Origin of the sequence: Paraburkholderia sp. EG304 (assembly GCF_046543485.1) — a bacterium.
In the GTDB taxonomy this organism is placed as follows: domain Bacteria; phylum Pseudomonadota; class Gammaproteobacteria; order Burkholderiales; family Burkholderiaceae; genus Paraburkholderia; species Paraburkholderia youngii.
The window spans coordinates 264,162-281,464 of record NZ_JBKGUA010000001.1 but is presented as its reverse complement, the minus strand read 5'-3'; the positions used below and the strand labels follow the sequence as shown (position 1 = coordinate 281,464).

The 17,303-nt window shown below is 63.9% G+C and carries 15 protein-coding genes, 1 tRNA gene and 1 pseudogene; 6 read left to right on the top strand and 11 right to left on the bottom strand.

Going from position 1 to position 17,303, the window contains the following annotated elements; translation table 11 throughout:
* Positions 1-47: 47 nt before the first annotated feature.
* Together ACLFKU_RS01300 and ACLFKU_RS01295 are read right to left on the bottom strand one after the other, a co-directional pair.
* Entirely contained in the window at positions 48-1,964 is a 1,917-nt protein-coding gene (locus tag ACLFKU_RS01300; RefSeq protein ID WP_410847925.1) for an extracellular solute-binding protein, read from the bottom strand.
* Between the two features lie 182 nt (positions 1,965-2,146).
* Positions 2,147-2,494: a hypothetical protein gene (locus ACLFKU_RS01295; protein ID WP_410847924.1), complete on the bottom strand. Its 348-nt coding sequence runs from the start codon at positions 2,492-2,494 to the stop codon at positions 2,147-2,149.
* Between the two features lie 83 nt (positions 2,495-2,577).
* On the opposite strand from ACLFKU_RS01295, the pseudogene ACLFKU_RS01290 reads away from it, so the two are divergent.
* A pseudogene (locus ACLFKU_RS01290) lies at positions 2,578-3,526 on the top strand (porin).
* Between the two features lie 212 nt (positions 3,527-3,738).
* Here ACLFKU_RS01290 and ACLFKU_RS01285 read toward each other — a convergent pair.
* From ACLFKU_RS01285 to cysS, 6 genes are all read right to left on the bottom strand, one after another.
* Positions 3,739-3,832 (bottom strand) — tRNA-Ser (locus tag ACLFKU_RS01285).
* Positions 3,833-4,011: 179 nt separating this feature from the next.
* Positions 4,012-5,262, bottom strand: a complete 1,251-nt coding sequence (locus tag ACLFKU_RS01280) for an aspartate kinase (protein WP_018435472.1) — start codon at positions 5,260-5,262, stop codon at positions 4,012-4,014.
* Positions 5,263-5,677: 415 nt separating this feature from the next.
* A complete protein-coding gene (tilS, locus tag ACLFKU_RS01275; protein WP_410847923.1) occupies positions 5,678-7,150 on the bottom strand; it encodes a tRNA lysidine(34) synthetase TilS in 1,473 nt (490 codons plus the stop codon).
* A gap of 53 nt (positions 7,151-7,203) precedes the next feature.
* Positions 7,204-8,175, bottom strand: coding sequence for an acetyl-CoA carboxylase carboxyltransferase subunit alpha (locus ACLFKU_RS01270; protein WP_368586095.1), 972 nt, complete (start codon positions 8,173-8,175; stop codon positions 7,204-7,206).
* A 128-nt stretch (positions 8,176-8,303) separates the two neighbouring features.
* Positions 8,304-9,407, bottom strand: a complete 1,104-nt coding sequence (locus ACLFKU_RS01265) for a DNA-3-methyladenine glycosylase family protein (RefSeq protein WP_410847922.1) — start codon at positions 9,405-9,407, stop codon at positions 8,304-8,306.
* Between the two features lie 47 nt (positions 9,408-9,454).
* A complete protein-coding gene (gene cysS, locus ACLFKU_RS01260) occupies positions 9,455-10,852 on the bottom strand; it encodes a cysteine--tRNA ligase (RefSeq protein WP_410847921.1) in 1,398 nt (465 codons plus the stop codon).
* Positions 10,853-11,102: 250 nt separating this feature from the next.
* On the opposite strand from cysS, the gene ACLFKU_RS01255 reads away from it, so the two are divergent.
* The 4 genes from ACLFKU_RS01255 (at position 11,103) to ACLFKU_RS01240 (ending at position 14,032) form a co-directional block, all read left to right on the top strand.
* Positions 11,103-11,906 carry a tetratricopeptide repeat protein gene (locus ACLFKU_RS01255; RefSeq protein ID WP_410847920.1) on the top strand — a complete coding sequence of 268 codons (804 nt, stop codon included), beginning with the start codon at positions 11,103-11,105 and terminating at the stop codon, positions 11,904-11,906.
* 50 nt (positions 11,907-11,956) lie between these two features.
* Positions 11,957-12,538, top strand: a complete 582-nt coding sequence (locus ACLFKU_RS01250; protein ID WP_018435468.1) for a peptidylprolyl isomerase — start codon at positions 11,957-11,959, stop codon at positions 12,536-12,538.
* 138 nt (positions 12,539-12,676) lie between these two features.
* Positions 12,677-13,171: a peptidylprolyl isomerase gene (locus ACLFKU_RS01245; protein ID WP_368586091.1), complete on the top strand. Its 495-nt coding sequence runs from the start codon at positions 12,677-12,679 to the stop codon at positions 13,169-13,171.
* A gap of 63 nt (positions 13,172-13,234) precedes the next feature.
* Positions 13,235-14,032, top strand: a complete 798-nt coding sequence (locus ACLFKU_RS01240) for a UDP-2,3-diacylglucosamine diphosphatase (protein WP_410847919.1) — start codon at positions 13,235-13,237, stop codon at positions 14,030-14,032.
* Between the two features lie 45 nt (positions 14,033-14,077).
* On the opposite strand, the gene cysE is transcribed toward ACLFKU_RS01240, so the two are convergent.
* From cysE to ACLFKU_RS01225, 3 genes are all read right to left on the bottom strand, one after another.
* Complete coding sequence (gene cysE / locus ACLFKU_RS01235) at positions 14,078-14,920, bottom strand: serine O-acetyltransferase (RefSeq protein ID WP_410847918.1); 843 nt, start codon at positions 14,918-14,920, stop codon at positions 14,078-14,080.
* Positions 14,921-15,178: 258 nt separating this feature from the next.
* Entirely contained in the window at positions 15,179-16,009 is an 831-nt protein-coding gene (locus ACLFKU_RS01230) for an RNA methyltransferase (protein ID WP_368586088.1), read from the bottom strand.
* 108 nt (positions 16,010-16,117) lie between these two features.
* Entirely contained in the window at positions 16,118-16,351 is a 234-nt protein-coding gene (locus tag ACLFKU_RS01225; protein ID WP_368586087.1) for a hypothetical protein, read from the bottom strand.
* Here ACLFKU_RS01225 and ACLFKU_RS01220 point away from each other — a divergent pair.
* Positions 16,346-17,149, top strand: a complete 804-nt coding sequence (locus ACLFKU_RS01220; RefSeq protein WP_410847917.1) for an inositol monophosphatase family protein — start codon at positions 16,346-16,348, stop codon at positions 17,147-17,149. The genes ACLFKU_RS01225 and ACLFKU_RS01220 overlap by 6 nt on opposite strands.
* Positions 17,150-17,303: the final 154 nt, after the last annotated feature.

Here is a 17,303-nt window from a genome sequence, read left to right as displayed (position 1 = left end):
GCGGTGTTCCAGTGCGAACGCGTTGGTGGGGGCGATGGCTCTGCGGATCAGTCGGCGCTGGCCGTGTGCGCGTGCGCCTGCGGATCTTCGTACCACCACATCGTCGTGATCCAGCTCTCCGCGCCATAGTACAGCGGCAAAGTCTTCGGCCACGCGAGCCCGCGCTTGTACGCGACGCGATGCGTGCCGCTGTACCAGTGCGGCACCACATAGTAGCCATGCATCAGCAGACGGTCGAGCGCGTGCGCGGCGTCGGTCAGTTGCTCGCGCGTTTGCGCGTGCACGAGCGCGTTCAACACCGCGTCGACGGCCGGTGACTTCAGGCCGATCGCGTTGTCCGAGCCGGGGGTATCGGCGGCCTTGCTGCCGAAGCGGGTGATCTGCTCGGAGCCTGGCACCTGCACGTCCGGCATCCGAATCGTCGTCACGTCGAAATCGAATGCGTCGAGCCGCTTCTGATACACCGCGAAGTCGGTGGTGCGGAAGTTCACGGTAATGCCGAGCTTCTGCAGATTGCGCGTGAATGTCGCGATGATCGGCTCCATCGACGAGGCCGAACCCGCGTCGTCGAGTATCTCGAACTGGAACGGCTCGCCGTTGGCGTTGCGCAGCGCGCCGTCGCGATAGGTCCAGCCGGCCTGCTGAAGCAGATCGCGCGCCGCCAGCAGATTCGCGCGCAGCGAGCCGGGCGGATCGGTATCGGGCTGCTTCGACAGCGGCCCGAATACCGCCGGGTCGAGCTGCGAGCGAAACGGCTCGAGCAGCGCCAGCTCGCCGGGCGACGGCGGCCCCTTCGCCTGCCATTCGGTGTTGGCGAAATAGCTATCGATGCGCGTGTACTGGCTGAAAAACAACTGGCGGTTCAGCCATTGAAAATCGAGCGCGAGATCGAGCGCCTTGCGCACCCGCACGTCCTGGAACAGCGGCCGGCGCGTGTTCAGGAAAAAGCCTTGCATCCCGGTGCCGTTGTGCTGCGGAAACTCGCGCTTGATCAACTCGCCACTGTCGAACCTTTTGCCGACGTCGCGCCGCACCCAGTTGCGCGCGATGTATTCGACCAGTGCATCGTACTCGCCGGCCTTGAACGCCTCCAGCCGCGCGGTGCTATCCGCATACAGCTTGTAGACGATGCGATCGAAATTGTTCATGCCGACGCGCACCGGCAGAGCGGCGCCCCAGTAGTTCGGGTCGCGCTTAAACGTGATCGTGCGGCCGTTGTCGAAACTGTCGATCAGATACGGCCCGCTGCCGATCGGCTTTTCGAACGCGAGCTGATCGAACGGAATGCGGCTGCCGTCGGGCTTCAGCCCCCACTTGCGCGAGAACACCGGCATGCTGCCGGCGAGCAGCGGCAACTCGCGGTTACGCTCGCGAAACTCGAAGCGCACCGTGGCCGGATCGACCACGACCGCGCCCTTGATCTCGCTGAAAAGCGATGCGAACTGCGGCGCGGCCTGCGGGCTCTTCAGCGTGTCGAGCGAGAACTTGACGTCGTCGGCGGTCACGGGGTCGCCGTTCGAAAAGCGCGCGCGCGGATTGATGTGGAAGGTGACCGACAGTCCGTCGGGCGCGACCACGATGTTGTCGGCGAGCAGCCCGTAGGCCGACGCGACTTCGTCGCTGCTGCCGATCGTCAGGCTCTCGAACATCAATTCGAGGCCGGGCGCCGCATTGCCGCGCAGCGTGAACGGATTGAACTTGTCGAAGCTCGTCAGACGGCTCGGGTTGGCGAGCACGAGCGTGCCGCCTTTCGGCGCATTGGGATTGACGTAGTCGAAGTGTTGGAAGCCGGCCGGATATTTAGGCTCGCCGTATTGCGCGATCGCATGAGCGGCATGCGCATGCGGCGCGGCGAGCAGACTCGCGCACAGCAGCGCGACGGCGAACGCGGCGCGCAACGGTCCGTGGATCACGCTGTATCGAAGTCCCTCAGGCGTTTGAACCCGTTGCGAGCCAGTTGTCATGGAGTCGTGCTGGTAAGTGGGCAGTGGCGATGTGGGGGATTCTACCCAATTAGCTTGCGCGATCTGGCGGGCGACTGCGACGAAATGCATCGACTGTCGATGCTTCAGCCCAAAAAACGAAAACCGCCCTCGAAGGGCGGTTTCGGTGTCGCAGCGGCCAGTTAGCGCGCCGCGGTGCCGGCTCAGTGCCAGCCGCGATGCTGGTCGTGGTGACCGTGACGATAGTCGCCGTGGCCCGGCGGATGGTGGCGATACCAGTCGTCGCGCGCCCAGTAGCGATGGCCGTCCCAGTAACGGTCGCCATGCCAGCCGATCACGATCTGCGGACCGCCGTAGTACACCGGAGCCGGCTGGTAGACCACGGGAGGCGGCGGCGGAGGCGGCGGTGCGTAGACCGGCGCCGGTGCGACGTAGACCGGCGCGGGAATGCCGATATTGACCCCGACGTTGAGCCCCGCGGCCATCGCGGCACCCGATGCAGCCAACGTCAACACCCCGAGCATAAGTGGAACAAGACGAGCGGACTTCATTGATCACCTTTGTACGAACATGTTTTGTTGGCGGAAATATAACGCAAGGCAGCAACGCGCGTATTTCAACTTTGTAATAACTGATGCTGAAAATCGCCTCAACGGCGCGGCGTAATGTCTGGTTACATGCGCTATGCGGCGGCGAAAAAGCGCCGTCGGCGGGGCCGGGGGCCGCTGGTCTGGCGGGTCTGCCGCAAACGAACATTTCATTTTCGAAAGAACATTCATGCAGCGGCACGAAGGCGATCTTCCGGCTCCAGAGCGGCTTCAATTCGCTGAGCGGCGCGCAAAGCACCGCGGGCTACCTGTCCAACCGCCAGGCCGATGTCGGCCTCGCGAACGACCGCTAAGGCACCGTGACGATCGGCCGCCAGTACACGCCCTACTTCCAGGTGGTCGGCGCACTCGGACCGACCGGCGTGCTGACCGGCGCGACCGGCGCGCACCCAGGCGGTCTCGACGCCCCCGACACGGCACTGCGCTCAATAATTCGGTTACCTATCTATCACCGACGATCGCGGGTCTGAGGGCAACTGCGCAGTACGGTCTCAGCGGCGTTCACGGCAGCGTTGCGAACGGCAGCCTGTTCAGCGGTGCACTGCCGCTACACGTGGCACGATCTGATGTTGGGCCTCAACTACTCGAATGTGCAGGACGCACCGGGCCACGGCCCGCTGTTCTTCGACAAGGCGGTATTCAACACTTTACGGCGCGTTCGCGACGTACCGGCCCACGCCGAGCGTGACCGTCGACGGCGGCTATAGCTTCACGCAGGCAAGCGAGACAAATCGCATCACCGACCCGGCGCACTATCATCAAATCTCACTCGAACAGACCTATAACCTGTCGGCGCGCACCGAGCTGTACGCGCTCGAGGCCTATCAACATGGAAGCGGCAAATCGCTGATCGCGTCGGGCAGCGGTGTGACCGCCGCCGACGCGCTCGCGGTGGTCGGCGACTCGCAGAACACGACGCCGTCGTCGTGCCAGTCTCTGTTCGTCGGTATGGTGGGGTTGCGGCAGGCGTTCTAAGCGGCGCGCGTTCAGAGAGACAGCAGTAATCAGGATGCCTGCATAACAGGACAATCCCGTCGACGTCATTGCGTGGCGCCGCCGATTCAATGCAAGCAACAACTCACCTCGTCACCGCGCAAAGCTTGGGCAGTAAGAGAAAACGAAACAACGGTCGCCGAAAAACAAAAACCCCGCAGAGCCTAGACTCTGCGGGGTTTCGCCACCATTGCTGGCGGAGACGGAGGGATTCGAACCCTCGATCCAGGTTTTGGCCCAGATGCTCCCTTAGCAGGGGAGTGCCTTCGACCTCTCGGCCACGTCTCCCAAACTTTCTGTCGCACAGGGAGTCAGTGCGACGAAGCCAAGATAATAGCGGGCCGGGCCGATAAGGTCAATGTCTCGCGAACATTTTTGTGCCAACGACGCGTCCCGCGACGCAAATCGTTCACATGAACGCCACAAAACAAACGGGGCGCTCTAGAGCGCCCCGTTTTTTCCGCCATTTATGCCTGATCGAGTTCGAAGGCCTTATGCAGCGCGCGCACTGCGAGCTCCATGTACTTTTCGTCGATCAACACCGAAATCTTGATTTCGGAGGTCGAGATCATCTGAATGTTGATGCCCTCTTCCGACAGCGTGCGGAACATCTTGCTCGCGATGCCGACGTGCGAGCGCATCCCAACGCCGACCACCGACACCTTCGACACCTTCGGGTCGCCCAGCACCTGCTCGGCCTGCACGTGGGCCTTCACCGTGCCGGTGAGGATTTCCATTGCGCGCGCATAGTCGCCGCGGCCAACCGTGAACGTGAACGCCGTCTTGCCCTCGACGCTCTGGTTCTGAATGATCATGTCGACGTCGATATTCGCGTCCGCCACCGGGCCGAGAATCTGATACGCGATGCCCGGCTTGTCGGGCACGCCCATCACGGCGATACGAGCTTCGTCGCGCTGGAACGCGATGCCCGAGATGACTGCTTTTTCCATGGTCTCGTCTTCTTCAAAAGTAATCAGGGTGCCCGACTTCATTTCGTCGTCGAGCGGCATCAGCGGATCGGTCAGGCTCGACAGCACGCGCGTCTTCACCTGATATTTGCCGGCGAATTCCACCGAGCGGATCTGCAGCACCTTCGAACCCAGGCTGGCCATTTCCAGCATTTCTTCGAACGTCACGCGGTCGAGCCGGCGCGCTTCTTCAACGACGCGCGGGTCCGTCGTGTACACACCGTCGACGTCCGTGTAGATCAGACACTCGTCGGCCTTCAGCGCAGCCGCGACCGCGACCGCCGAGGTGTCCGAGCCGCCGCGACCGAGCGTCGTGATGTGGCCGTCGGGGTCGATGCCCTGGAAGCCGGTGATCACGACCACCCTACCGGCCGCGAGGTCTTGCTTGACGCGCTCGCCGTCGATGTCGCTGATGCGCGCTTTCGTGAACGCGCTATCGGTTTTGACCGGCACCTGCCAGCCTGCGTAGCTGACCGCTTCGACGCCGGCTTCCTGCAGCGCGATCGCGAGCAGACCCGAGCTCACCTGCTCGCCGGTGGCGGCGATCATGTCGAGTTCACGCGGGCTCGGTTGAGTCGTGATTTCTTTCGCGAGGCCAAGCAGGCGATTGGTTTCGCCGGACATTGCCGAGGGCACGACGACCATCTGGTGGCCGGCCTTGTGCCATTTCGCGACGCGCTTGGCGACGTTCTTGATGCGCTCGACCGAGCCCATCGAGGTGCCGCCGTATTTGTGTACGATGAGTGCCATTGTCGTTCTGAACTGGAAGATAAACCGCGCTGGCGCGCTGGAGACGACCGCACAGAAAGCACAGGGGCGCAACGTCTCGTGAACGGCGGCAAAGTGTGTGGCGGCGTAGATGCAGCACGCGTGCAGCACGCGCGGATTTGCCCGGGATGAAATCGCAAATGGCTGATCGGATTTGAACGGCGACGACGGATCACGCACGCCTGCCGGCACTAACGACCGATAGCGACAAAAGCGACGGCGAAATCGGGTCGGGCAAACAAGCTAAAGTACATGATTAGGCGCAAAAAGACAAGACGCAGAGAGCGTTCAAATGCGTCAAATCAGCCCCGCAATGGCCTGTTTTATCGTTGATTTGCGCCCTATTTCACTATTTCGACATGCGCACGCGCGGCATGCGCGACTGCCCGACCGGCACTCAGGCGATCAGCAGATCTTCGCGCCATGCGATTTTCACGCGCGGTTCGTGCTCGGATGCGTCGCGCACCGTCCCACGATTCACGCCGATCAGCGGCACGAACAGCAGTTCATCGCCGACGTAAAGCAATGGCACGTCGCGCTTCCATGCGGGAATGCCGCGCTCCTGAAACAGGTTCTTCAGCGTGCGGCTCGGCGCATTCGACGCACCGACGCGCATGCGTTCGCCGCCGCGGCGCGCCCGCACGCTTAGCGAAGCGCGTTGCAGGACGCCGACGGGAACGGTATCCGATGCTTCGTCATGTGGCGCTTCGGGCGATGCGTCTGCGACGTCGGAGCCAGCGGCTGCATCCACCAGCGCGAACACGAACGTGCCGCGCCATTGCGGCAGATGCCAGACCTCTTGCCCCTGCCACGCGAGTTCGCTGATCTCGCGCTCCACGAGCGCGGTTTCGTCGGCGGGCTCGCTGCTGTCGCCGGCCTCCCAGTAGACGAGGCCGCGATAGCTGCGCAACGCATGCCCCGCATGATCGATACGCAGACGATGTCCGTCCTGCCCCGCACCGACTTCGCGCAACTGCCGCAGCGCATCCGCGACACGTGCGCTCGATGCGGCGATGAAGCCGAGCGTACGCATCCAGTAGCGCAGCAGATTCAGCGCGCGATCGTCGTCGAGGGCGAGCAGCGCGTCGTGCGCGAGCGCGCGTCCGTCATCGCGCAACGCGCTCTCCATGTCCGCGCGCGCGAGCGTATCGAGCAAGCGCTGCGCGGATGCCGCATGCGCGGCCGTGCGCGCGAGCGCATCGCGAAAGCCCGGAAAGTGCACCGCGAGGACCGGCATCACCTGATGACGCAATGCATTGCGCGCGTACCGCATGTCCGCATTCGATTCGTCGTCGATCCAGCGCAGCTTTCGCGCGCTCGCATAGCGTTCGAGTTGCGCGCGCAGCAAATGCAAAAGCGGCCGCATACGTGTCGTCGACGCACCCGTCGGCAGCGAGCCGGGCGCCATCGCCGCGAGCCCCGCGAGACCCGCGCCGCGCAGCAGTTGCAGCAGCACGGTCTCGGCCTGATCGTCCGCATGCTGCGCGAGCCATAGCGTGCTGATGTCGTGCGCTGCGCACATCGCGTCGAGCGCGCGATAACGCGCGTCGCGTGCCGCGGCCTCGATGCTCACGCCCGGCCCGCGCGAAACGTCCACGCGTCGCGCGTCGAATTCCACGCCACGTTCGCGCGCGAATGCCTCGCAATGCGCGAGCCACGCATCGGCATTTGGACTCAAACCATGGTGCACATGCAGCGCGACACAACGCGACGCACCCGCGACGCGCACCGCCCCATCGAGCAGCACGCTGGAATCAACCCCGCCGCTGAATGCGAGCGCAATCCGCGCGTTCGGATCGAGCCCGGACAGCGCCGCGCCGAGCGCCTCGATCACGAGGCGCTCGGCGGATGAGTCGGCGGTGGTGGTCACGTCGTTAGCGCGGAAAGCGCCGGTGGACGATAGAGACAGGTCAACGCGCGGGCTTATGCGCCCGGCGTCGTTTCCTTGAATTTGCCGTACGCCATCAGCCGTTCGAAACGGCGTTCGCGCAGGTCGTTGGTGCTCATACCCTGGAACTGTCGCAGCGAATCGGCGAGCGCACGGCGCAGCATCGCGGCCATGCCCTTCGGATCGCGATGCGCGCCGCCGAGCGGCTCGTTGACGATCTTGTCGATCAGACCGAGCGCCTTCAGGCGATGCGCGGTCAAGCCGAGCGCTTCCGCTGCTTCCGGCGCCTTTGCGGCACTTTTCCACAGAATCGACGCGCAACCCTCCGGCGAAATCACCGAGTAGGTCGAGAACTGCAGCATCAGCACGCTGTCGGCCACTGCGATCGCGAGCGCGCCGCCCGAGCCGCCCTCGCCGATGATCGTCGCAATCACCGGCGTCTTCAGCTCGGCCATCACGTATAGATTGCGGCCGATCGCTTCGGACTGGCCGCGCTCTTCCGCGCCGATGCCGGGGTACGCGCCCGGCGTGTCGATGAACGTGAAGATCGGCAGGCCAAACTTCTCGGCGAGACGCATCAGACGCTCGGCCTTACGATAGCCTTCCGGACGCGGCATGCCGAAGTTGCGCAGCGCGCGCTCCTTGGTGTCGCGGCCCTTCTGATGACCGATCACCATGCACGCCTGACCGTTGAACCGCGCGAGACCGCCGACGATCGACAGATCGTCCGCGAAGCTGCGGTCGCCATGCAGTTCATGGAAGTCGGTGAACAGCTCGCTCACGTAGTCGAACGTGTACGGACGCTGCGGATGACGGGCGATTTGCGAAACCTGCCAAGGTGTGAGGTTCGCATACAGATCTTTGGTGAGCTGCTGGCTCTTCTTGGACAGCCGCTCGATCTCTTCCGAAATATCGACGGCCGAGTCGTCCTGCACGAAGCGCAATTCTTCGATCTTCGCTTCGAGTTCAGCGATCGGCTGTTCGAAATCCAGAAACGTGGTCTTCATTGGTTGTAATCCTTGGACTTACCGGGCAGCGCGTATTCTAACCGCGCGAGCCGATGTCAAAACCATTTCTCAACTATCGACATGATATACACGATAGCCTTTGAAACGGCTTCGCTTCCTGTTCTTCTTCAGTAGTCGACCGGCAACGGATCGAGACTACGCCACATGTACCAGGTCGCCACGGTGCGCCACGGCTCCCAGTTCGCGGCAACCTCGCGCGCTTCGCTGCGCGTGACGGGTTCGCCGCTGAAATAGTTGACGCTGATCGCGCGGATCAGGCCGAGGTCGTCGAGCGGCAGGACGTCGGGACGCGACAGGTTGAAGATCAGGAACATCTCCGCGGTCCAGCGGCCGATGCCGCGAATCTGCGTGAGTTCGGCGATCACCGCCTCGTCGTCCATCGACGTCCATTTGCCAACATGCAATGCGCCCGACACGAAATGCCGCGCGAGATCGAGCACGTACTCGGCCTTGCGTTTCGACAGACCGCACGCGGTCAGCTTCTCGAGACCAAGCCTGATGAACTGCTGCGGCACGAGCTTCGGACACGCGGCTTCGACCTTCGCCCACACCGCCTGCGCCGACGCGACCGAAATCTGCTGACCGACCACCGAGCGCGCAAGCGTGACGAACGGATCGCCACGACTCAGCAGATGCACGGGGCCGAACTTCGGAATCAGCTTTTTCAGAATGCGATCGCGCTTGACGAGGTCCGCACACGCCTTATCCCAATACGCGGGACGCGTGACTTCAGGCGCGAGGCCGCCGATCTGCACCGGCACCGCGACTTCGTTCGCGAGCGATGCGACACCGGCCGCTTCGCCGCCGGCGCTGACCGTGCTCGCCGAGGTGGCCGACACACGCGTCTTGCGCACGACTTCGCCTGCGTTGGTATCGCGTGCGAGTTCCTGCACGTCTCCGGCCAGTTCGGCCGGCACTGCGCCATTGCCCTTCGTCGGCGAGGCCGTTTTCGCGCGCTTCGCGGCCGGCGCGTGCGCGGCTTCAGTGCCCGCGCCGCCCGCACCATTAACCGAGCGTTTGACCGCGCTCTTCTTTGCCGCGGCCGAGCCGGCTTTCGCCGCCCCGCCCGCTTTCGATGACGCTCTGTCTATCGCGCCATCTCCCGCGCGAGTCGACGCACGCGTCGACTTGGCTGCGGCTGCCGATGCTGCGGCAGCCGCACTGGTTTGAGACGCCGCGCGTTTAGCCGGCGTCTTCGTGGCCGTTGCCATCCTGCCTCCTGCCTGGCGAGTCGTTCAGAGGGAAGTACGAGGTGCGCTCACACGCGCCGCCACTCGGTCAACCCGCCGGGTTTGTCTTCAAGGGCAACGCCGGCCTCGAGCAATTCAGCCCGGATCCGGTCTGCTGCCGCATAGTCCTTTGCCTGCTTGGCGGCGATGCGCGCGGCGATCTTCGCTTCGATCGCGGCGGGCTCGAGCGCGCCTTCGGCTGCAGCACCCGCTGCCTGCTGCAGGTATGCACGCGGTTCGCGTCCAAGCAGCCCGAGCACCGCGCCAAGCGCGCGCAATTGACGGGCCAGCGCTGGGTCGCGCGTGCGATTCACTTCAGTGGCCAGTTCGAACATTACCGATACCGCCACCGGCGTGTTGAAGTCGTCGTTCATCGCTGCCTGGAAACGCTGCGCGTACGCTTCGTTCCAGTCGAGCGCGGCATTATCGGGTGTCACGTCTTTCAACGCCGTGTATAAACGCGCGAGCGCATTGCGCGCGTCGTCGATATGCACGTCGCTGTAGTTCAGCGGCGAGCGGTAATGTGCGCGAGCGATGAAGAAACGCACCACCTCTGCATCGTACTGCGCGAGCACTTCGCGAATCGTAAAAAAATTGTTCAACGACTTCGACATCTTCTCATTGTCGATCTGTACGTAGCCGTTGTGCATCCAATAATTGACGAATGTTTGTCCGGTCGCGGCCTCGCTTTGCGCAATCTCGTTTTCGTGGTGCGGAAACTGCAGATCCTGACCACCACCGTGAATGTCGAACTGTTCGCCGAGCAGCGTGCAGCCCATCGCCGAGCACTCGATGTGCCAGCCGGGACGACCGCGCCCGTACTTCGAATCCCAGCCGGTGTCGGCCGGTTCATCGGGCTTCGCCTGCTTCCACAGCACGAAGTCGAGCGGGTCCTGTTTCGCGTCGTTGGCCGCGACACGTTCGCCCGCGCGCAGGTCTTCGAGCGACTTGCCCGACAGCTTGCCGTAGCCTGCGAATTTGCGTACCGCGTAGTTGACGTCGCCGTCGCTCGCCTGGTACGCGTAGCCGTTTTTCTCGAGTGCCTCGATCATGCCGAGCATCTGCGGAATGAAGTCGGTCGCGCGCGGCTCGATGTCCGGACGCTCGATGCCGAGCGCGTCCGCGTCTTCATGCAGCGCGGCGATGAAGCGATCAGTCAGCGATTTGATAGTTTCACCGTTCTCGACTGCACGCTTGATGATCTTGTCGTCGATATCGGTAATGTTGCGCACGTAGGTCACGTTGTACCCGAGCGCGCGCAACCAGCGCTGCACGATGTCGAACACGACCATCACCCGCGCATGACCGACGTGACAATAGTCGTACACGGTCATCCCGCAGACGTACATCCGCACGACACCTTCGCGCAGCGGCACGAAAGTCTGTTTGTCACGCGCGAGCGTGTTGTAGATGCGCAGAGATTCCATAGAGAGCGGTGCGTGGGCCGAAAGAAGTCCGCATTGTGCTTCATGCGCGTCGCGACCCGCGAAACCAACAGGACAACGGGTGCGTCGCATACAGCTTAAACCGGCGCACCTCGTGCGGCGATCAGGCTGCAGACGATACTGCGAACCGGGCGGAGACGGCCACGAGTGGCGAAAAGACAGTCGGCGGTTCGACGGAACGCGCAGACCTTTTGTTAGAATGGCTCGGAGTATAACATCCAGACCTGAGCCTATGAAACACTCCAGCGGCCGCGCGCGCAGCGCTGCGACCCTCGCCGCGATTGCGTTTGGCGACGTTGTCGGCGGCGTTGTTGGCGGCGTTACTTTCGAAGCGGCGCGCGCCCTCGCGTGGCGAATCACCGTCGTTGCCGCGCTTGCCGCGGTGCCGCTTGCGAGCGCTTATGCGCAGAAGGCGGCGGTGATGCCGCAAGGCCCCGCCGTGCGTGACAACACGCCCGAAATCGACGCGTCGATCGCGCAGAAAAACTGGCAAGCCGCGCTGACCCAACTCGATGTGCGCGTCGCCGCGAACCCGCGCGACGCACAAGCAAAATTCAAACGCGCAAACGTGCTCGTGCATCTGCATCGCGACGACGAAGCGATCACCGCGTTCACCGAACTCACGCAGTTGTATCCCGAGTTGCCCGAACCGTACAACAATCTCGCCACGCTGTTCGCGAGACAAGGCCGCCTGACCGAAGCGCGCGCCGCGCTCGAGATGGCCACCCAGGTCAATCCGAACTACGGTCTCGCGTTCGAGAACCTCGGCGACCTCTATCTGCGCCTTGCCGATGCCGCGTACCGTCGCGCGGAAAGCCTCGGCAAGGCTAGCCCGAGGACCGCGCAGCGTCTCGCGGACATCCAGAAGGTCGTGTCGCCCGCTGTGCCCGCTGCCGCGGCGTCGCAGCCCGCTGCCGAGCAGACGACCGGGCCCGCCGCGCACCCCACGTCGAACATTACCGACAGCCCGAGCTTCCAGTTCGGCGGCCCGAACGGCTCGCTCGCCATGCCGCCGTACATGGCGCCGTCGCGCTGAGCGCCGGGCTCTTTGCCTGCCGCACGTTTTCTCCAACCCCGAGGATTTTCATGAAATGGTTGATGTTGGCGCTCGGCAGCGCCGCCCTGATCGCAAACGCACCCGCCTTTGCGCAGTCCGGTTCGCAGGCCGCTCATCCTTCCGTGCTGTTGAAGACGTCGGAGGGTGACATCCGCGTCGAGCTGTATCCCGAAAAGGCGCCAAAGACGGTCGCGAACTTTCTCGACTACGTGAAAGCCGGCCAATATAGCGGCACGATCTTTCATCGCGTGATTCCGGGCTTCATGATCCAGGGCGGCGGCTATACGCAGAGCTTCGCCGAGAAGCCGACGCGCGCGCCGATCCCGCTCGAAAGCCGCAACGGTCTGAAGAACACCGCCGGCACGATCGCGATGGCACGCACCAGCGACCCGAACTCCGCCACCGCGCAGTTCTTCATCAACACGGTGGACAATGCCAATCTCGACTACCCGAATCCGGACGGCAACGGCTACGCGGTGTTCGGCAAGGTCACGAGCGGCATGGACGTCGTGAAGCGCATCGAAGCCACGCCCACCACCACGCGCGGCCCGATGAGCGATGTACCGCAGAAACCGGTCGTGATCCAGTCGGCGACGGTGGTGAGCAAATAACAACGAACCAGCGGGCGCACGAGCAAGCGAATCCGCGCGGCCGAAGCCCGGCCCCAACCAACGCCCCGGCGCGGCCTGTCGTCAACGCATGACGACGCGACGCGCCTTTTATCCACCTGTTCATCAAAGGATTCCATCATGGTTGAACTGCATACGAACCACGGCGTCATCAAACTCGAGCTGAACGCCGAAAAGGCGCCGAAGTCGGTCGAGAACTTCCTGAACTACGTGAAGGCCGGCCACTACGACAACACGGTGTTTCACCGCGTGATCGACGGCTTCATGATCCAGGGCGGCGGCTTCGAACCCGGCATGAAGCAGAAGCCGACGGCCGAGCCGATCAACAACGAGGCGAACAACGGTCTGAAGAACGAGAACGGCTCGATCGCGATGGCACGTACCAACGACCCGCATTCGGCGACCGCGCAATTCTTCATCAACGTGAACGACAACGACTTCCTGAACCACTCGTCGCCGACGCCGCAAGGCTGGGGCTACGCGGTGTTCGGCAAGGTCGTCGAAGGCATGGACGTGGTCGAGAAGATCAAGAAGGTCAAGACCGGCTCGAAGGGCTTCCATCAGGACGTGCCGGTCGATGACGTCGTGATCGAAAAGGCTGTCGTCGTCGGCTAAGCCGTGAGTGAGTCGCGCCCCATGCGGGCGTCGACTCGTTTGAACTGACATCAGGCACCTTCAATGCTGCAAGAGACGCCGCTGCGAAGCGTCGCCGCGGGCGTGCCAGGCGAGGGCCCACGCCCGCACGCCGCGCGCCCTTTTTTCTTCCTCTCCGATCTGCATCTGAGCGGGGCGATTCCGCGCACAGTCGCCGCGTTCGAGCACTTCATCCGCGTGAACGCTGAAGCGGCCGACTCGGTCTTCATCCTCGGCGACCTGTTCGAATACTGGGTCGGAGACGACATGCTGGGCGAGCCGTTCGTCGCCCGTATTGCGGCGCTGCTGCACACGCTGTCCGAGCGCGGTATCGCGCTCTACATCATGCACGGTAATCGCGACTTTCTGCTGGGCAAGCGCTTCATGAAAGCTGCCGGCGCGATCTGGCTGCCCGATCCATTCGTGATCACCGCGTTCGGCACGCGCATTGCGCTCGCCCATGGCGATGGGCTGTGCACCGCGGATCGCGGCTATCAGTTGTTCAGGTGTTTCGCGCGCAATCGACTCGCGCAGACACTGTTTCTCGCGTGGCCGTTTCGCTGGCGTCGCAAGCTCGCCGAGAACATGCGCTCGAAGAGCGAGCACGGCCGCACGCGGCCGATGTCGATCAAGTATGACGTGACCCCGCGCGGCGTCGCCGCGCTGTTCAGGAAATCGAAGACCGCGACGATCATTCACGGGCATACCCATCTGCCCGCGCGGCATCGCGAGCCGGGCGGCACGCGTTGGGTTCTGCCGGACTGGGATCTCGATCACGGCGAGCGCCGTGGCGGCTATCTGAAGATCGATGCCGACGGGATTCGGGCGTTGCCGCTGGATTGAACCGGTAAGTACGGCGTGCGCTTCGCGCTGTCGAAGCGCCGATATCTAGCGCTCCGCCGCCGCCCCTTCCACCTTCCCCGCGATCGCCGCCGATAGACGCCGCAAGTCGAGCAACGCCGCATCCGCGCCTTGCAGCCCTTCGAGGCTGGTGCCGAGCCGCTCGAGCGCATCGACGATTTCATCGATACGCCGCGCCTGGGTAGCCGCATGATCGATCAGACCGTGAATCGCGAGCGAAACAGGATCGTCCGCGTTGGGCGTAATGCCGTATGCGCAGAACGCGCTGATTTCGCCGCCACGCTTCGCGTCGCGCGCGGCGTTGTTTGCATTCGCGTTCGCACCGTTGGCGCCGTTCGCGTCCGCGGCGACCGACGCCGGCACGATGATGCGCGCCGGATTGCCGACCGCCGTGCCACGCGCGGGCACCGGCTTTGTCACCACGGCGTTCGATCCGATCTTCGCGTCCGCGCCGATCGTGAAACTGCCGAGCACTTTCGCGCCCGCACCGACGATTACGCCACGCTCGAGCGTCGGATGCCGCTTCGCGCCGCGAGTGAGCGACGTACCACCGAGTGTCACACCCTGGTAGATCGTGCAGTCGTCGCCGATCTGCGCGGTCTCGCCGATTACGACGCCCATGCCGTGATCGATGAACACGCGCCGCCCGACGGTCGCGCCCGGATGGATCTCGATACCGGTCATGAAGCGCGCCATCTGCGACACGAAACGCGCGAGCCAACGGCGCTTCGCGCGCCAACACGCGTGCGCGATCCGATGCAGCATGAGCGCGTGCAGTCCCGGATAACACGTGAGCACTTCCCATGCGCTGCGGGCGGCGGGATCGCGCTCGCGGATCGTGGCGATATCTTCGCGAAGTCTCGTGAACATGGCAGGGACTGTGTTGTTTTGGGGGAAAAACCGTCTGTGTGAGCGGGTCCGCGCGCTTTGCGCTTGCGCAGGCCTCTGCATTTCGCGCCACACGTGACGGCATGGCTGCCGCTTAGCACGGCGGCAGCTTTGTTTCTAACGTTTCGTGGATTGTAGGGCGATTGCGCGAAACCTGCCGGAAGTCCTCGTTACCGGCAAGGTTGTCGTCAGATGAACGCGGCGCAACAGGTGCGCCGCGACGGGATCGTCAACGGGCCGTCAGCCGGTCCGCCCGGTCTTGAGCAGGATGTGCTTGGCGATGCCGCGCACGATGTTGACCTCTTCGCGCTCAAGGCCCGAGCGCGCGAAGAGCCGCCGCAGCCGTGACATCAGCTTCTTCGGATTGGCCGGATCGAGAAACTCGAGCGCGACCAGTGCGCTTTCCAGATGCGCGAACATGCTCTCGATCTCGTCGCTGGCTGCCATCTGCGCGCGCGTACCGGCGGATTCGGCCGGCGCCATGCGTGCCCCTGCGGCGGGCGCATCGTCGGTCGCTTCATCGGCGCCGAGATACGCGGTGCGCAGCTCGTAGGCGAGCACCTGCACCGCCTGCGCGAGATTGAGCGAGCTGTAGGCCGGATTGGCCGGAATATGCGCGAGCGCGCTGCATCGCTCGACGTCCTCGTTCGACAAGCCCGTGCGCTCATTGCCGAACACCAGCGCGATCTCGCCGTGCATCGCCTCGGCGTGCGCGGCGGCGGCAGCCGCACGCGGTGTCCATTGCGGCGGACCGTATTCGCGCAGCCGCGCGGTCAGCGCGATCGACCAGTGCACGCCGGTCAGCGCATCGGCCAGCGACGGCACCACGTGCACGGAGGCGAGCACGTCGTCGGCGCCGCTCGCCATCGCGATCGCTTCGGGATCGTTCTGCACGTTCGGCACGCGCGGCGATACGAGCACGAGCCGCGAAAAGCCCATGGTTTTCAGCGCGCGCGCCGCGGCGCCGACATTGCCCGGATGGCTGGGCTCGACCAGCACGAAACGCGTCGACGTGAAGCCGCCGCGCAAATCGGCCACGGCGGGGTCGGAGGAATGGTGGGTGTGATCCACGATGAAACTCGGCTGGCTAGAACTCAAGACGCGTATGGTAGCGCCAACGGGCGTCCGTGCGGCACATCGGCTCTACGTTAGCGAGCACCTGCGCGAGGGCGGCCGGACTCAGGTAAAATACCGCTTTTCGCGTCCGGCGCCGACGTTTGCTAAAGCCTTCGTCGAACCGGCCGCACCGTTCTTATTCAATTCGTCTCCGTCGACGGAATGCGCTCCGGTTGGATAGCCGGGCGGCCGTTCCGTACTGTTTTTTGCGTCGTTGCGGCGCCCGTTAGCGCAGGTTTCGCGCTTATTTACCGGCCGGCAGCCGTGCTGCCCCGGCACAAGGATCAGTTTATGCATCCCATGCTCAATATCGCTGTGAAGGCCGCGCGCCGCGCAGCTCAGATCATCAACCGCGCATCGCTCGATCTCGACCTGATTCAGGTCAGCAAAAAGCAGCACAACGATTTCGTCACGGAGGTCGACAAAGCGTCCGAAGCAGCGATCATCGAAACGCTGAAGACCGCTTATCCCGATCACGCCATCCTCGCCGAAGAATCGGGCAAGTCGAACGACAATTCCGAATACCAGTGGATCATCGATCCGCTCGACGGCACCACCAACTTTATCCACGGCTTCCCCTACTACTGCGTGTCGATCGCGCTCGCGCACAAGGGCATCGTCACGCAGGCCGTCGTCTACGACCCGAACCGCAACGATCTGTTTACCGCATCGCGCGGCCGTGGCGCGTTCCTCAACGATCGCCGCATCCGCGTCGCCAGGCGTGACCGCCTCGCCGACTGCCTGATCGGCACCGGCTTCCCGTTTCGCGCGCAGGACAGCATCGAATCGTACGGCCGTCAGTTCGCCGAGATGACCGAAGCCTGCGCGGGCTTGCGCCGTCCGGGCGCCGCCGCGCTCGATCTGGCCAACGTCGCGGCCGGCCGCATGGACGGCTTTTTCGAGCAGGGCCTGAACGCATGGGACGTCGCGGCGGCCAGCCTGCTGATCACCGAAGCCGGCGGTCTGGTCGGCAACTACACTGGTGATTCGGATTTCCTGCACGTCGGCGAAGTCGTCGCGGGCAACCCGAAGGTCTACGCGCAGATGATTCCGATCCTGTCGCGCTATAGCCGCACACGTCAGCAGTCGGCGTAAGGTGCACCGCCGCGGCGGAACCGCGGCCACGTATAAGAGTTGTGCAGAAAAGCGGCTTCGGCCGCTTTTTTGTTGGCGGCGCTGCGGCTTACGGGGCGGCGTGCCGAAAAGCCGCGGTGACTCGGGACGGGACTCGGCCGGGACCGTTCTGTGC

Bases quoted from the DNA above. Each gene is read 5' to 3' on its own strand.
- ACLFKU_RS01300 (WP_410847925.1), bottom strand. From the start codon at position 1,964: ATGACAACTGGCTCGCAACGGGTTCAAACGCCTGAGGGACTTCGATAC.
- ACLFKU_RS01295 (WP_410847924.1), bottom strand. From the start codon at position 2,494: ATGAAGTCCGCTCGTCTTGTTCCACTTATGCTCGGGGTGTTGACGTTG.
- ACLFKU_RS01280 (WP_018435472.1), bottom strand. From the start codon at position 5,262: ATGGCACTCATCGTACACAAATACGGCGGCACCTCGATGGGCTCGGTC.
- ACLFKU_RS01270 (WP_368586095.1), bottom strand. From the start codon at position 8,175: ATGAAGACCACGTTTCTGGATTTCGAACAGCCGATCGCTGAACTCGAA.
- ACLFKU_RS01265 (WP_410847922.1), bottom strand. From the start codon at position 9,407: ATGGCAACGGCCACGAAGACGCCGGCTAAACGCGCGGCGTCTCAAACC.
- cysS (WP_410847921.1), bottom strand. From the start codon at position 10,852: ATGGAATCTCTGCGCATCTACAACACGCTCGCGCGTGACAAACAGACT.
- ACLFKU_RS01255 (WP_410847920.1), top strand. From the start codon at position 11,103: ATGAAACACTCCAGCGGCCGCGCGCGCAGCGCTGCGACCCTCGCCGCG.
- ACLFKU_RS01250 (WP_018435468.1), top strand. From the start codon at position 11,957: ATGAAATGGTTGATGTTGGCGCTCGGCAGCGCCGCCCTGATCGCAAAC.
- ACLFKU_RS01245 (WP_368586091.1), top strand. From the start codon at position 12,677: ATGGTTGAACTGCATACGAACCACGGCGTCATCAAACTCGAGCTGAAC.
- ACLFKU_RS01240 (WP_410847919.1), top strand. From the start codon at position 13,235: ATGCTGCAAGAGACGCCGCTGCGAAGCGTCGCCGCGGGCGTGCCAGGC.
- cysE (WP_410847918.1), bottom strand. From the start codon at position 14,920: ATGTTCACGAGACTTCGCGAAGATATCGCCACGATCCGCGAGCGCGAT.
- ACLFKU_RS01220 (WP_410847917.1), top strand. From the start codon at position 16,346: ATGCATCCCATGCTCAATATCGCTGTGAAGGCCGCGCGCCGCGCAGCT.
- ACLFKU_RS01225 (WP_368586087.1), bottom strand. From the start codon at position 16,351: ATGCATAAACTGATCCTTGTGCCGGGGCAGCACGGCTGCCGGCCGGTA.